Below are 14,002 nucleotides of genomic sequence, written 5' to 3'. Positions count from 1 at the left end.
ACCACCGGTGGTTGAGGTGCTCCGGAGCGAGGAACGAGCGCAGGAGCCTCGAAACCCCGCGACCCGAGAAGCAGCCCCCGCCCCACGTGGTCTTCGGGCGGTGGTGGTTTCGAGGCTCGGCGCCGGCGCGCCTCACACCTCAACCACCGGTGGTTGAGGTGCTCCGGAGCGAGGAACGAGCGCAGGAGCCTCGAAACCCCGCGACCCGAGAAGCAGCCCCCGCCCCACGTGGTCTTCGGGCGGTGGTGGTCTCGAGGCTCGGCGCCGGCGCGCCTCACACCTCAACCACCGGTGGTTGAGGTGCTCCGGAGCGAGGAACGAGCGCAGGAGCCTCGAAACCCCGCGACCCGAGAAGCAGCCTCGCGTCCGCCGCGGCCCGCCGTCGGTGGTGGTCTCGAGGCTCGGCGCCGGCGCGCCTCACACCTCAACCACCGGTGGTTGAGGTGCTCCGGAGCGAGGAACGAGCGCAGGAGCCTCGAAACCCCGCGACCCGAGAAGCAGCCCCCGCCCCACGTGGTCTTCGGGCGGTGGTGGTCTCGAGGCTCGGCGCCGGCACGCCTCACACCTCAACCACCGGGCTGGCGCTCACCAGGCCTGGAGCGCCGCCGTCCGTCGCGACGCCTCGGCGGCCTCGGCCGCCTTCAGCGCGGTCTCGGACAGGTCGGCGTGCTCGGCCCACCACGCCTGGCCGTCGGCGGGCAGGGTGTGGATCGGGTCGTAGTACTCGTAGGTCCGGGTCAGCGCGTCCGAGGAGGCGTCCTCGATCGAGGTGCGGTAGTTCTTGGTCCAGTACGAGATGCCCCGCTCGGTGTCGTACGACGCGAGCTGGTGCACCCAGCGCTTCCCGACGAACGGCACGTCGCACACGATCCGCGGCGTCGCGAAGCCGGGCAGGTAGCCCATGATGTGGTGCTGCAGCCGCTGCGCGGCGCCGACCGAGACCCGCCAGTGCTCCGAGAACGGGATCATGTCGCACATGTAGAAGTAGTAGGGCATGATCTGCGCACCGTCGAGCAGCCGGAAGCACAGGTCGAGCAGCGCGTGCGGGTCGGCGTTGACGCCGTTGAGCAGCACGCCCTGGTTGCGCACGTCGCGCACACCGGCCTCCAGCATCGCCGCCGAGGCCCGCGCCACCAGCGGCGTGATGGAGTTGGCGTGGTTGGCGTGGGTGTGGATCGCCAGTGACACCCCGCGGGAGCGGGCCAGCGTCGCGACCCGCTCGACCCCGGAGCGGACGTCGTCCTGCAGCCAGTGCTGGGGGAGCCCGATCAGCGCCTTGGTCGCGAGCCGGATGTCGCGGATGTTCTCGACCTCCAGCAGCGAGGTCAGGAACGACTCGAGTCGCGGCCACGGCATGTTGGCCACGTCGCCGCCCGACACCACGACGTCGCGTACCTGCGGCGTTCGCCGCAGGTAGTCGAGCATCGAGCCGAGCCGGTCCTGGGGCTTGCCGACGAACTTCAGCTTGTCGACGGTCGGCGTCGAGTTGCCGACCAGGTCCATGCGGGTGCAGTGGCCGCAGTACTGCGGACAGGTGGGCAGCAGCTCGGCCAGCACCTTGGTCGGATAGCGGTGGGTGAGACCCTCGGCCACCCACATGTCGTGCTCGTGCAGCGAGTCGCGGGTGGCGTGCGGGTGGGACGGCCAGTCGGTGCGACGGTCGGAGAGGACCGGGATCATGTAGTGCCGCACCGGGTCGGCGTAGAACTCCTCGGTCAGGGAGCCCGGGCCGTGCGGCACCGCCGACGGCACCATCGTGTTCATCATCTGCGGCGGCACCAGCATCGACATCGTCGCGCGCTCGGCCTGATCGCGCTCGAGGTCGGCGTAGAAGCGCTCCTCGAGCAGGTCGCCCATCAGCTCACGCAGCTGCTTGACGTTCTTGATGCAGTGCGCGCGCTGCCACTGCACCGACTCCCAGTCCGCGGCCGTGACGTCGCGCCAGCCGGGGAAGCGGGTCCAGTCGGGCTCCACCAGCTCGACGCGCCGGTAGGGGTACGGCTGGCCGGTCTGGTCCTCGACGAGGGCAGCGATGGAGGTCTCGATGCTCATACTGCCGAGAGTAGGTGGAGATCTTGCGGTCATGCAAACACATAGCCGCATGTTCTTCGGTCAGATCAGGTCACTGGCCAGCAACGTCCGGCGCACCTGGGGATGGTCCGGGTCGCTGCCGTAGCGGAGCCAGTACACCCCCTCGACCAGCTCGCGCAGTTCGGCCCGGTCGCCGGCTCCCAGCACGGTGTCCATGAGGCGCATCTGGGGCTCGTGCCCGTCGCCGTGGGGCGGGTGGTACTCGCGCACCGGCAGGAGCCGCGCGCCGAGGCGCTCGTAGAAGGCGATCCGGCGCCGGTGCTCGGTGACGGCGTCCTCGGACAACCCGCGCTCGTCGGGGTCCTCGACGTCCCAGACCAGCCGGGTGCGGCCCTCGTCGGTGAGCAGCCGGGTGAGCTCACCCCACATGGCCGAGCCGGTGCCGCGGCCGCGGCGGCCGACGGCGTAGTAGCGAAGGAACGTCCAGGTGGTGCCGGCGAGATCGCGCACCAGGGCCAGGCCGGCCGGGCCGTCGTCGTCCAGCAGCACCAGCATCCGGTCGGCGAAGAGATCGGGGAACGGCGCCAGCAGCTCCTCTGGGAAGGCGTCTCGATAGATCCGCTCGACCGCCGCGAGCTCGGCGGGGGACAGCTCGTCCGCTTCGACCAGCCTCACCGCTCCCACACCACCTCTCCGGCCAGGACGGTCGAGAGCACCTCGATGTCGCGGATCGTCGTGGGGTCGACGGTAGCGGGGTCGTCGGACAGCACGGCGAGGTCGGCGTACTTCCCGGCGGCGATCGTGCCGCGGTCGCGCTCGGCGTGCGAGGCGTACGCCGAGCCGAGCGTGTACGCCGTCAGTGCCTCGAGCCCGCTGACCGCCTCCTCGGGCCCGCACGGCAGCCCGCCGTCGGTGCGCCGGTTGACCAGGTCGTGCATCCCGAGCAGCGGGGCCCCGTCGACCACCGGCCGGTCGGAGCTGCCGGGGACCGTGATCCCGGCGTCGAGCAGGGAGCGGTATCGGTAGGCCCAGCCGGCGCGCGCGGGGCCGAGGGCGCGCAGCATCCCGTCGCCGATCTCGCCGACGAACCGCCCCTGCGGCACCGGCACCACGCCGAGCGCCGCCGCGCGGGCGACCTGGTCGGGCCGGGAGACCCCGAAGTGCTCGATCCGGTGTCGTACGTCGGGCCGCGGCCAGCGCCGCTGCGCCTCCTCGACGGCGTCGAGCACCAGGTCGATGGCCGCGTCGCCGATCGCGTGCGCGGCGACCCGCCAGCCCGAGCGGTGCGCCTCGACGATGCGGGTGCGCAGTGCCGCGGCGTCGTCCTGGAGGAAGCCGTGGTTGCCGGGGCTGTCCGCGAAGTCCTCGGTCAGCGCGCACGTGTGCCCGATCAGCGACCCGTCGCTGAAGATCTTCACCGGCCCGATGCGCAGCCGGTCGTCGCCCAGCCCGGTCCGGATCCCCAGGTCGAGGCCGAGCGTGATGTCGTCGGACTCGTGCGCGGGCAGGTCGTGCAGCACGTCGGCCGCGACCATCAGCTCGACCCGCACCGGCAGCCGGCCGCCGTCGCGGGCCCGCTGGTACGCCGCGACCTCGACCGGGCTCTTGCCGATCCAGCCGCCCCCGACGCCCGCCTCGGTGACGCTGGTGATGCCCTGCGACAGGTAGACCCGGCCGGCGCGCTCGATCGCGTCGACGAGCGTGGCGACGGGGTAGGGGAGGACCAGCCGGTTCAGCAGCTGCTGCGCCTGCTCCTGCAGCAGCCCGGTCGGCCGACCGTCGGCGTCCACGACGACCAGCCCGCCCGCAACGTGCACCGGAACGTCGGCGATCCCGAGATCGGCGAGCAGCGGGCCGTTGACCAGGCACATGTGGCCCGACGTGTGCTTGAGCCAGACCCTGCGTCCCGGCGCCGCCCGGTCGAGCGCGTCACGGTCGGGATGGGCACCGAGCTTGTTCTCGTCGTACCCCGCGCCGACGATCCAGGCGCCCGCCGGCGCCGCGGCGGCCCGCCTCGCGATCGCGTCGTACAGCGCGTCCAGGGTCGGCACCCGTAGGTCCACCTCGTCCAGCGACAGGCCGTACCACGCCATGTGGTTGTGCGCGTCGTGGAAGCCGGGCGTCACGACGGCGCCGCCGAGGTCGATCGTGCGGTGCGCGGGCATGTCCTCGAGGGCGACGATCCGGTCGCGCCAGATCGCCACGGCCGAGGCGACCTCGCCGTTCCCGGGACCCTCGAGCGTGCGCACCCGGGCGTTGGTCAGGAGCAGGTCCGCCTTCACAGCCTGCTCTTCTCGACGCGGTGGGAGGCGGTCAGCGGCAGATCGTCGCGGAACTCCCACAGCCGGGGCACCTTGAACGCCGCCAGCCGGTCCGCGCACCACGCCTCGAGCTCGTCGGAGGAGACACCCGGCGCCACGACGTACGCCTTGACCTCTTCGCCGCGGATCTCGTCGGGCACGCCGACGACCGCGACCAGCCGGACGGCGGGGTGGGCGAGCAGCACCTCCTCGACCTCACGGGCGGCGATGTTCTCCCCGCTGCGGCGGATCATGTCCTTGAGCCGACCCACCAGGTAGACGCGGCCCTCGTCGTCGAGGCGCGCGAGGTCGCCGGTCGGGAACCAGCCGTCGACGAACGGCGAGGGGTGCCCGAGGTAGCCGTCCATCATCCCCGGGCCGCGCAGCCACAGCTGGCCGTCGTCGTCGAGGCGCACCTCGCGGTGCGCCGCGGGCCGGCCGAGGCAGCCCGACCCGACCAGCTCGTCGTGGTGCTCGGGGGTGACCCGGATGTCGGCGCCGGTCTCGGTCATGCCGAAGGCCTCGAACCACGGCACGCCCCAGCGCTCCTCCAGCTCGGCGTGCAGCGCGGGCGGGATCGCCGAGCACTGCACGGCGCGCACCCGATGGTCGCGGTCGCGCTCGTCGACCGGCATCTTCAGCAGCAGCGTCGGCATCGCGGCGAGGCAGTAGAAGTACGTCACCTCGTAGCGGCGGACCTGCTGCCAGAACGTCGACGGGTGGAAGCCGTCGAGCACGATCAGGTGGGCGCCGGCCATCAGCGCGGTGACGAGGTTCCACATCGGGTCGAGGTAGAAGAACGGCTGCGCGGTGAGCAGCACGTCGTCGGACCCGATGCGCGGGAACTCCTCGATCATGCTCCCGCCCAGCGTGGTCCAGTAGCGGTGGGAGAGCAGGCAGCCCTTGGGCCGCCCGGTGGTGCCGGAGGTGTACTGGAGGTTGACGGTCGCGCCCGGGTCGACCGGCCCGAGCCCTGGGAGCTCGCTGGTGGTCGGCACCAGTTCGTCGACCAGCACGACCTCGGGCGCGGGGGAGAGGCCGCTGAGCAGGTCGGCGTACGCCGGCGACGTGACCGCCAGCCGCGCGCCGGCGTCGTCGAGGACGTGCTGCGCGTCGGCGCTGCGGTACTTCACGTTGAGCGGCACGATCGCGGCGCCCAGTCGCGCGAGCGCCAGCCAGACGATCGGGAAGTCGATGACGTTGTCGAGCATGACCGCGACCCGGTCGCCAGGTCCGACGCCGCGCCCGCGCAGCGCATGGGCGCGGACCGCGGTCTGATCCTCGATCGCGAGGAAGCTCAGCGTCTCGGTCCGGTCCGGGCCCGCGAACGTCCAGGCCGGGCGCTCCGGCCACCGCTCGGCGGCCTCCAGGAGCGCGGAGACGAGCGTCGGCTCAGCCACGGGTGAAGGCCTCCTTGGGCGCGGCGCCCTCGCCCGACAGCGACGTCAGGATGGCGTGGTCCACCTCGCGCAGCATGGCGTCCTCCAGGGTGGCGTCGAGGCCGTGGTCGAGCACCTGCTTCGCGAGGCTCAGCGCGAGCGGCGGCCGCTCGGCCAGCCGACGGGCGAGCTCGACCGCGGCGGTCTCGTGCTCCCCTGGCGGCACCACCCGCGCCACCATGCCGATCCGCCCCGCCTCGGCGCCGGTGATCCGGTCGCCGAGCAGCAGCAGCTCCTTGGCCTTCGCCCAGCCGACGAGGACGGGCAGCAGCTTGGAGATCCCCCCGGTGACGCTCAGCCCGACGCCCACCTCGGGGAAGCCGAACTGCGCGTCCTCGGTCGCCACCACCACGTCGCAGGCGAGCGCGAACTCGCAACCGGCGCCGAGGGCGTAGCCGTGCACGGCGGCGACGACCGGCCCGGGGAAGCGGCGGACCAGCCGGGTGACGTCCTGGATCTCCTCCAGCCGGGCGCGGGTCTGCACCGGCGTCTCGACCGGCTCCGGCTCCTTGAGGTCGTGGCCGGCGCAGAACGCCCGACCGCGCCCGGCCAGCACCACGGCCCGGGCGTCCTCGCGCGCGGCGCGGGCGAGCGCCGCCGCGAGGTCCTCGGTGAGGGCGGGCACGACGGCGTTGAGCCGGTCGGGGCGGTTGAGATGGATCAGCGCGAGGCCCCCGTCGCGCACGTACTCGACCTCCACGGCCGCCTCCTTCGATCGTCAGGTCGGTCACCCGTCCCTACCGATCGATCGATCGATAGGGCATCATCGGCACGGTAGGACTTCGTACGAGAGGGGGTCAAGTGCCCGCACGGCCCACGACCGAGTCCCCAGCCGAGCCCGCAGCAGGCACCGGTTCCACCGAGGAGCGGCTGCGGTCGGTCGCGCTCACCCTCTTCGCCGAGTGCGGCTACCACGGCACCGGCATCCGGCAGCTCGCGGACGCCGCCGGACTCTCGTCGGCGTCGCTCTACCACTACATGGGCACCAAGGAGGACCTCCTCGTGGCGATCATGCGGGCGAGCCTCGAGGACCTGCTGGCGGCGGGGGAGCGAGCGGTCGCCGCGCACCCGTCGCCGCGCGAGCGGCTGGTCGCCCTGGTGGAGCTGCACGTCCGCACCCATGCTGCTGCCCCCGAGCGGACCCGCGTCGTCGACGACGAGGTGCGGGCGCTGGCCTCCGCGGCGCGTGCCGAGATCGTGGCGCTGCGCGACCGCTACGAGCGGATCTGGCAGCGGGCACTCGACGACGGGGTGGCGACCGGCGAGTTCCGGATCGGCCGCCCGGCCGTCGTACGCCGCGCGCTGCTCGAGATGTGCAGCGGTGTGGCCCGCTGGTGGACCCCCGGCGGCGAGCTCGACCTCGACGCGCTGGCGGCGGAGTACGCCCAGATGGCGCTGCGCCTGGCGGACCCGACCTGAGCCTCGATCCACCGATTTCCGCCTGCTGCGCGCCACCATTCGGGGCGCTGGCTGCGTTACCGACGCTCAACGGACAACCAGTACGACGCTCGCGCCGGTGCCTGGCCAGCACACCCGCCTGGTGACGCTCGCGACGCCGCAAATCGGTGGATCGAGGCTGAGCCGTCCGAGTCACGCCATCGGCGCGTCGCGCGCGACACGCCGATGGAGCCTGGAAATTTTGCCCGGAATTGGTCTCGTGACGCGCGCGTCTGACCTGCGGATTCACGCATCGGCGCAGGTCATCGGGCGGTTGACACGGAGCCGTTCGCGCACCACTGTGACGGCGGTCCGTTCATGCAGATCGCGGTCGGCGAACCGGCGTCCGAGTGGCCGGGTCGGGGGTGGGCGTGCCACCCACGCTTCCGACCCTGTTCGCGGAGGTCGGTCCGCCGGCCCCGAGAGCGGATGCGGAGGGGGCCCGCGTCCCCTAGACAACAGCACGACCCCGGCAGCCGGTCGGGTTCGGGTTGGTCCGAAGGGCGCGGGATCCTTCCGGTGAACCGGCCCGGCGGTATTGCAGGTCGCTGGATATCGTCGGGTCGTGCTGCCCCGGATCCTGGTCGCCGCCCTCGGTGGCGTGGCGCTGTCGCTCGCCTTCGAGCCCGTGGCGCTCCCGATGGTGATCCCGTTCTGCATCGCCGCCTTCGTGCTGTGCTGTCGCGGCCTGCGGCTGCGCACCGGATGGATCCCCGCGCTCGCCTTCGGGATCGGCTTCCAGTGGGTGCACCTGTTCTGGATGCGCGCGGTCGGCCCGGACGCCTGGCTCGCCCTCGCCACCGCGGAGGCCCTCTTCATCGCCCTGCTGGGCTCGCTGGTCACCGTGCTCACCCGGCACCGCTGGTGGCCGCTGTGGACGGCGGCCGCCTGGACCGCGATCGAGGTCTGGCGCAGCGGCTGGCCGTTCAGCGGGATGCCGTGGGGCCGGCTGGCCTTCGCCACCGCCGACACCTTCGTCGCCGACGCGCTGCCGTGGATCGGCTCGGTCGGCGTCAGCTTCGTGCTGGCCCTGAGCGGCACGCTGCTCGCCTGGCTCCTGGTCGCGCGCGGCCGGGAACGCCGGATCGCGGCGGGCGCGCTGGCCGGGCTGGTCGCCGCGTCGCTGGTGCCGGTGGCGGTCTCGTGGCAGGGCGACAGTGCGGGCACCGCGACGGTCGCCGCGATCCAGGGCGACGTGCCGGGCGACGGCGACGACATCCTCTACGACTACCGCCAGGTCACCCAGAACCAGATCGACGTCACGACCCGGCTGGCGCAGGACGTCGCCGCCGGCCGTGAGCCACGACCCGACTTCGTGGTCTGGCCCGAGAACTCCACCGCGATCGACCCGTTCCGCGACCAGCAGACCAATGCGGGCATCCTGGCCGCGAGCGACGCGATCGGCGTACCGATCCTCGTCGGCGCCATCGTCGACGCCGGGCCCGAGCACGTGCTCAACCAGGGGATCGTGTGGGACCCCGTCACCGGTGCGGGCGACCGGTACACGAAGCGGCACCCGGTGCCCTTCGGCGAGTACATACCCGCCCGCAAGTTCTTCACCCGCCAGTTCGGCCGGCTCGCCGAGATCCCCCGCGACATGCTCAGCGGCACCCGGGAGGAGCCGTTGCGGATCGCGGGCGTCGAGGTCGCGGACTCGATCTGCTTCGACGTCGCGTACGACGACGGCATCTACGCCCAGGTCTCGCGGGGCGCCGAGATGCTGACCGTGCAGACCAGCAACGCGACCTTCATCCACACCGACCAGATCGACCAGCAGTTCGCGATCACCCGGCTCCGGGCGATCGAGACCGGACGCTGGCTCGTCGTGGCCTCGACGAACGGCGTCACCGGGGTGATCGCCCCCGACGGCACGGTGGTCACGAGCGCCGAGCCGCGCACCCAGGCCGCGCTCGTCGAGCAGGTCGGACTGGTCTCCTCGGTGACGCCCGCGGTGCGGATCGGCCCGTGGTCCGGACGCCTGTTCGCCGCGCTCACCGTCGTCGGCCTCGCGTTCGCCTGGGTCCCGTATCGTCGGTCACGTGCTCGGCGAGACGTCGAGCCGGCACCCCAGCCGACCGGCGTCGCCGGCGCCGAGGAGAGCAGGAGCGAGTGAGCAGGCGACACCGGTGACCCCCACCCCGAGAGACGAGATCGACGGCCTGGGCCGTGTGGTCATGGTGATCCCGACCTACAACGAGGCCGAGAACCTGCCGTGGATCGTCGGGCGGCTGCGCGCCGCGCACCCGGCGATCGACGTGCTGGTCGTCGACGACGGCTCGCCCGACGGCACCGGCGCGATCGCCGACGAGCTGGCCGCCGCCGACGAGGCGGTCCGGGTCGTCCACCGCACCGCCAAGGAGGGCCTCGGCGCGGCGTACCTGCACGGCTTCCGGGTCGCGCTCGAGGCCGGCTACGACGTGATCGGCGAGATGGACGCCGACGGGTCCCACCAGCCCGAGCAGCTGGACCGACTGCTCGAGGCGCTGCGGGACGCCGACCTGGTCATCGGGTCCCGCTGGGTGCCTGGGGGAGCGGTGGTCAACTGGCCGCTGCGGCGCGAGCTGCTCTCGCGTGGCGGCAACCTCTATGTGCGGCTGCTGCTCGGCGTGCCGGTGCGGGACGCGACCGCCGGCTATCGACTGTTCCGTCGCACGACGCTCGAGAAGATCGACCTGGGCTCGGTGCAGTCGACCGGCTACGTCTTCCAGACCGACATGGTCGCCCGGACCCTCAACGCCGGGCTGACCGTCCGCGAGGTCCCGATCGAGTTCGTCGAGCGCATCCGCGGCGACTCCAAGATGAGCGGCGCGGTCGCCGCCGAGTCGCTGCGGCGGATCACCGCCTGGGGCGCGCGCGAGCGGCTCGCCCAGGTACGCCGGAGGGTCACCCGATGAACCGGCGCCGCCGGCTGGTCCAGGGCGTGCTCTTCGTCCTCTTCGTGCTGGTCCCGCTGATCGAGATCTACGTACTGGTCCAGGTCGGCCAGGTGATCGGCGCCGGCTGGACGATCCTGCTCCTGGTGCTCGACGCACTCCTGGGCACCTGGCTGATCAAGCACGAGGGCGGCCGGGCCTGGCGGGCGCTGCGCGAGGCGATCGACGGCGGGCGGATGCCGGCCACGGAGATCGCGGATGGGGCGCTGATCCTGCTCGGCGGCACCCTGCTGCTGGCGCCCGGATTCGTCACCGACGCGTTCGGGATCCTGCTAATCCTGCCCTTCACCCGGCCGCTGTTCCGGCGCCTGCTCGCGGCGGCGGTCGCCCGCCGGCTGACGATCGGGAGCATCGACGTACGGCCGCCGAGGGGACCCCAGGGCGGCGCAGGGGGACCGGGACGACAAGGCCCCGGACCCGGGCCCGGCTCGGGGCCCGTCGTCCGGGGCGAGGTCATCGACGACGAGTGACCAGCGACCCGGTCACTCGTCGTCGGCGTCAGGAGACCCGACGCTTCTTGTTCGCGCGGTGCAGGTGCGCGGGGCCGATCTCACCACCGCGCAGGAGCTCGAGTCGCTCCTTGAGGATGTCCTCGAGCTCCTTCTCCGAGCGCCGCTCCAGCAGCATGTCCCAGTGGGTGCGGGCCGGCTTCTCGACCTTCGCCTCGGGCTGGATGCCGGCGACGCTGAGCGCCTCGGCGCCGCAGCGCGGGCACTCCCACACGGCCGGCACGTCGGCCTCGACCGACATCGTGATCTCGAACTCGTGCCCCTGCGGGCACCGGTAGCCGACCTGCTGACGAGCCGCGAACTCGATGCCGCGCTCATCCTCGAAACTCTGGCCCCCGAGCCGCGCTCCACGCAGAGTGCGCTCCGCCATGAGCCACCTCCCGAATCTTGTCCCCCGAAATTTGCCTGTCCGAGACGGACGAGTGTCCCACGTATGACGCGGGGTCTCGGGGAATCGTGTACCCCGCTCGTCGGCACCTCAACCCGTTCAACGGTAGAGGGCGGGGCAAGATTCCGGGAATCGACGCGCGTGCGCGTCATCACAGGGACTTCTCAGCAAAGTCCGGAGTGCGCCGGTCCGGGTGGCTGTCAGACCACCTGGGGGAGCTCGTTGCCGGCCTCCCGGATGCCGCGACGCGGGTCGACCCGGACCAGCAGCGCGATGCCGAGCACGAACAGCACCATCAGGGCGAGCAGTGCCGGCCGGTACGAGTCGGTCCACTGGTGGACCAGACCGAAGATCAGCGTGCCGATCCAGCTCGTGCCGCGCTCGCAGGCCTGGTAGAGCGAGAAGTACTCCGCCTCGCGGCCGCGGGGGATCAGCTGGCTGTAGAAGGACCGGGAGAGCGCCTGCGTGCCGCCCAGGACCACGCCGATGGCCATCGCGAGCAGCAGGAACAGCACGAGGTTGTCCGCGGGGGTCAGCCAGCCGGCGACCACCACGAGCAGCCAGATGAACAGGCCGCCCAGGATCACCCGGTAGGCCCCGACCCGGGCCGCGACCCGGCCGAAGCCGAGCGCGCCCGCGATGCCGACGAACTGCACGACGAGGAAGGCCATCAGCACGGTGCTCTTCTCGAAGCCCAGCTGCTTCTCGCCGTACACCGACGCGGCGTAGATGACCGTCTGGATCCCATCGTTGTAGAAGAGGTAGGCGAGCAGGAACGTGAGCGTGACGGGGTAGCCGCGCAGGTCCTTCAGGGTGTGCCAGAGCTGCCCGAAGCTCGCCTGCAGCAGGCCGGCCCGACCGTCGGCCGGCACGCGCACCGGGTCGACGGGTGGCCGCGACCGGATGCCGCGCACCGGGATGATCGTGAAGACGGCCCACCAGACGCCGGCGGAGAGCAGGCTGATCCGCACCGCCAGCTCGGTGTTGTCGCTCATCACGCTGAGCAGCACGAAGTTGAGCGCGAGCAGCAGCCCGCCGCCGAGGTACCCGAGCGCCCAGCCCTTGGAGGAGACCTTGTCGCGCTCGTCGGGCTCGGCGATCTCGACCAGGATCGCGTCGTAGACGACCAGGCTCGCGCCGAGGCACAGCGTGGCCAGCAGGAGCAGCAGCGCGCCCAGCTGCCAGTTGCTGCCCGCCACCAGGAACATCAGCGCCGCCATCAGGCTGCCCGCCCACGCGAAGCCGCCGAGCAGCCGAGGCTTGCTCGAGCTGCGGTCGGCGACCGCGCCGACGATCGGCAGCACCACCGCGGAGATGATCGTGGCGACCGTGACGATGTAGAAGACCAGCGACCCGGCCGAGAGGCTGAGCCCCAGGACGTGGAGGTCGGTCGTGCACTTCTCGCCGGCGTCCTCGTCGGTCACGAACCCGCAGGCGGCCTTCTCGGCGACCGAGGTGAGGTACGGCGCGAACAGCACCGCCGCCGTGGTCGTGACGTAGGCACTGTTGGCCCAGTCGTACCAGTACCACGCCCGCTGCTCCCGAGCCCTGCTCCGTGGATCGAGGCCGGCTGCGGTCATCACTACTCCCTCCACTGACCCCGCTCGACGAGGACCGCCTTGAGTATGTCGGTGCGGTCGGTGAAGAGACCGTCGACGCCCCGGTCCAGCAGCACCCGCATCTCGTCGGCGGTGTCGATGGTCCAGACGTGCACGTGCCGACCGGCTGCGTGCGCCCGGCGCACCAGCCCCGCGGTCGCGACCACGACCCGCCCGCGTCGATGCGGGATCTGCAGGGCCGCGGCGTTGCGGGCGAGCAGGCCCGCCAGCCGGGCGGGCAGCAGCCGGAACGCCGCGATCTCGGCGGGCGTCGCGCAGGTCGGCACCCGACCGTGGGTGAGCCGCCGGAACCGCGCCGTACGACGGCGCGAGAAGGAGCCGACCAGCACCCGGTCCCACGCGTCGCGGGCCGCGATGAACTCCGCCAGCGCCGGGACCGCGCCGTCGGACTTGAGGTCGATGTTGAACCGGGCGTCGGGGAAGGCGTCGAAGAGCTCGGCGAGGGACGGCACCGACTCGCGGCCGCCGACCAGCGCGCCACGCACCTCGGCGTGGCTCAGCGCACCGATCTCGCCGCGGTGGTCGGTGACCCGGTCGAGGACGCTGTCGTGGAACGCGAGCAGCACGCCGTCCCGCGTCACGTGCACGTCGGTCTCGAGGTAGTGGTAGCCGAGGCCGGCGGCGTGCCGGAAGGCGGCCAGCGTGTTCTCCAGGCCCTCGACCTCGGGATGGTAGGCACCGCCGCGGTGCGCGAAGGCCAGGACGCCGCCCGGGTGGTCGAGCACGGCGTCGAGGTAGGCGTAGCCGGTGCGCGGGGCGGTCACGGATGAAGTATCCATGCAGCGGCGTGCATCCGAGCCGGGTGCCCGGCCGAGCGGTAGCGTCGGACCATGGAGACCTTGACCTGTCCTCGCTGTGGCTCCGAGATGGTCACGCGCTCGCTCGGCGCGGCCCACGGGGAGGGCGAGATCGCTTCGTGCCCCGACGGGCACGGGGTCTTCCTCGCCCGCGCCGACCTCGGCGCCCTGATCGAGGCCGAGGGCGACTGGCACCGGCACGCCGGGCAGCACACCGCGCCCATGCCACGGATCACCGAGGACATGACCGCCCCGCCCGCCGGCCGGCCGCACGCCCGCGCCTGGGTGGAGACGCTCTTCGACTGAGCCGCGGCACGGTGGTTGAGGAGGTTGCGCTAGCAACCGACTCGACCCGGCCGACAGGTCGCGGTCCCGAAACGCCCACAGCACGGTGGTTGAGGAGGTTGCGCTAGCAACCGTCTCGAAACCACCGACCGCCGACTCGACCCAGTCGACAGGTCGCGGTCCCGAAACGCCCGCAGCACGGTGGTTGAGGAGGTTGCGCTAGCAACCGTCTCGATCCGGCCGATAGGTCGCGGTCCCGAAACG

13 protein-coding genes are annotated in these 14,002 nt (G+C 72.2%); 5 read left to right on the top strand and 8 right to left on the bottom strand.

Going from position 1 to position 14,002, the window contains the following annotated elements; all coding sequences use genetic code 11:
- Nucleotides 1-585: 585 nt before the first annotated feature.
- Genes KM427_RS13165 through KM427_RS13145 form a run of 5 tightly spaced genes read right to left on the bottom strand, consistent with a single transcriptional unit; the run spans nucleotide 586 to nucleotide 6,470 of the window.
- Complete coding sequence (locus KM427_RS13165; RefSeq protein WP_183594723.1) at nucleotides 586-2,052, bottom strand: KamA family radical SAM protein; 1,467 nt, start codon at nucleotides 2,050-2,052, stop codon at nucleotides 586-588.
- Nucleotides 2,053-2,112: 60 nt separating this feature from the next.
- Entirely contained in the window at nucleotides 2,113-2,706 is a 594-nt protein-coding gene (locus KM427_RS13160; protein ID WP_215524151.1) for a GNAT family N-acetyltransferase, read from the bottom strand.
- Nucleotides 2,703-4,313 carry an amidohydrolase gene (locus KM427_RS13155; protein ID WP_215524150.1) on the bottom strand — a complete coding sequence of 537 codons (1,611 nt, stop codon included), beginning with the start codon at nucleotides 4,311-4,313 and terminating at the stop codon, nucleotides 2,703-2,705. Before KM427_RS13155 ends, KM427_RS13160 begins: the two co-directional genes overlap by 4 nt.
- Entirely contained in the window at nucleotides 4,310-5,731 is a 1,422-nt protein-coding gene (locus KM427_RS13150; RefSeq protein ID WP_215524149.1) for an AMP-binding protein, read from the bottom strand. Before KM427_RS13150 ends, KM427_RS13155 begins: the two co-directional genes overlap by 4 nt.
- Nucleotides 5,724-6,470 carry an enoyl-CoA hydratase/isomerase family protein gene (locus tag KM427_RS13145; RefSeq protein ID WP_183594726.1) on the bottom strand — a complete coding sequence of 249 codons (747 nt, stop codon included), beginning with the start codon at nucleotides 6,468-6,470 and terminating at the stop codon, nucleotides 5,724-5,726. The genes KM427_RS13150 and KM427_RS13145 overlap by 8 nt, the downstream gene beginning before the upstream one ends.
- A 101-nt stretch (nucleotides 6,471-6,571) precedes the next feature.
- Here KM427_RS13145 and KM427_RS13140 point away from each other — a divergent pair, with 101 nt between their 5' ends.
- The 4 genes from KM427_RS13140 to KM427_RS13125 all read left to right on the top strand — a co-directional run bounded on the left by KM427_RS13140 (nucleotide 6,572) and on the right by KM427_RS13125 (nucleotide 10,610).
- Entirely contained in the window at nucleotides 6,572-7,189 is a 618-nt protein-coding gene (locus KM427_RS13140) for a TetR/AcrR family transcriptional regulator (RefSeq protein ID WP_215524148.1), read from the top strand.
- Between the two features lie 583 nt (nucleotides 7,190-7,772).
- Nucleotides 7,773-9,320: an apolipoprotein N-acyltransferase gene (gene lnt / locus KM427_RS13135; protein ID WP_252274455.1), complete on the top strand. Its 1,548-nt coding sequence runs from the start codon at nucleotides 7,773-7,775 to the stop codon at nucleotides 9,318-9,320.
- 13 nt (nucleotides 9,321-9,333) lie between these two features.
- Entirely contained in the window at nucleotides 9,334-10,101 is a 768-nt protein-coding gene (locus KM427_RS13130; protein WP_502887135.1) for a polyprenol monophosphomannose synthase, read from the top strand.
- Entirely contained in the window at nucleotides 10,098-10,610 is a 513-nt protein-coding gene (locus tag KM427_RS13125) for an FxsA family protein (protein WP_215524147.1), read from the top strand. Before KM427_RS13130 ends, KM427_RS13125 begins: the two co-directional genes overlap by 4 nt.
- 28 nt (nucleotides 10,611-10,638) lie before the next feature.
- Here KM427_RS13125 and KM427_RS13120 read toward each other — a convergent pair whose 3' ends face one another.
- The 3 genes from KM427_RS13120 to KM427_RS13110 form a co-directional block, all read right to left on the bottom strand.
- Nucleotides 10,639-11,019, bottom strand: a complete 381-nt coding sequence (locus tag KM427_RS13120) for an RNA polymerase-binding protein RbpA (protein ID WP_183594729.1) — start codon at nucleotides 11,017-11,019, stop codon at nucleotides 10,639-10,641.
- 218 nt (nucleotides 11,020-11,237) lie between these two features.
- Nucleotides 11,238-12,617: an MFS transporter gene (locus KM427_RS13115; RefSeq protein WP_215524146.1), complete on the bottom strand. Its 1,380-nt coding sequence runs from the start codon at nucleotides 12,615-12,617 to the stop codon at nucleotides 11,238-11,240.
- Nucleotides 12,618-12,619: 2 nt separating this feature from the next.
- Nucleotides 12,620-13,420, bottom strand: coding sequence for a glycerophosphodiester phosphodiesterase family protein (locus KM427_RS13110; protein WP_252274453.1), 801 nt, complete (start codon nucleotides 13,418-13,420; stop codon nucleotides 12,620-12,622).
- A gap of 66 nt (nucleotides 13,421-13,486) precedes the next feature.
- On the opposite strand from KM427_RS13110, the gene KM427_RS13105 reads away from it, so the two are divergent.
- Nucleotides 13,487-13,759, top strand: coding sequence for a TFIIB-type zinc ribbon-containing protein (locus KM427_RS13105; protein WP_183594732.1), 273 nt, complete (start codon nucleotides 13,487-13,489; stop codon nucleotides 13,757-13,759).
- The last annotated feature ends 243 nt before the right edge of the window (nucleotides 13,760-14,002 follow it).

It is taken from the genome of Nocardioides sp. LMS-CY (genome assembly GCF_018732145.1).
GTDB lineage: Bacteria > Actinomycetota > Actinomycetes > Propionibacteriales > Nocardioidaceae > Nocardioides > Nocardioides soli.
Note: the sequence above shows the minus strand (reverse complement) of the source record. Positions and strands in the feature narration are given on the sequence as shown.

Coding starts and splice junctions, on each gene's coding strand:
- KM427_RS13125 (WP_215524147.1), top strand. CDS start 10,098: ATGAACCGGCGCCGCCGGCTGGTCCAGGGCGTGCTCTTCGTCCTCTTC.
- KM427_RS13105 (WP_183594732.1), top strand. CDS start 13,487: ATGGAGACCTTGACCTGTCCTCGCTGTGGCTCCGAGATGGTCACGCGC.
- KM427_RS13115 (WP_215524146.1), bottom strand. CDS start 12,617: ATGACCGCAGCCGGCCTCGATCCACGGAGCAGGGCTCGGGAGCAGCGG.
- KM427_RS13120 (WP_183594729.1), bottom strand. CDS start 11,019: ATGGCGGAGCGCACTCTGCGTGGAGCGCGGCTCGGGGGCCAGAGTTTC.
- KM427_RS13165 (WP_183594723.1), bottom strand. CDS start 2,052: ATGAGCATCGAGACCTCCATCGCTGCCCTCGTCGAGGACCAGACCGGC.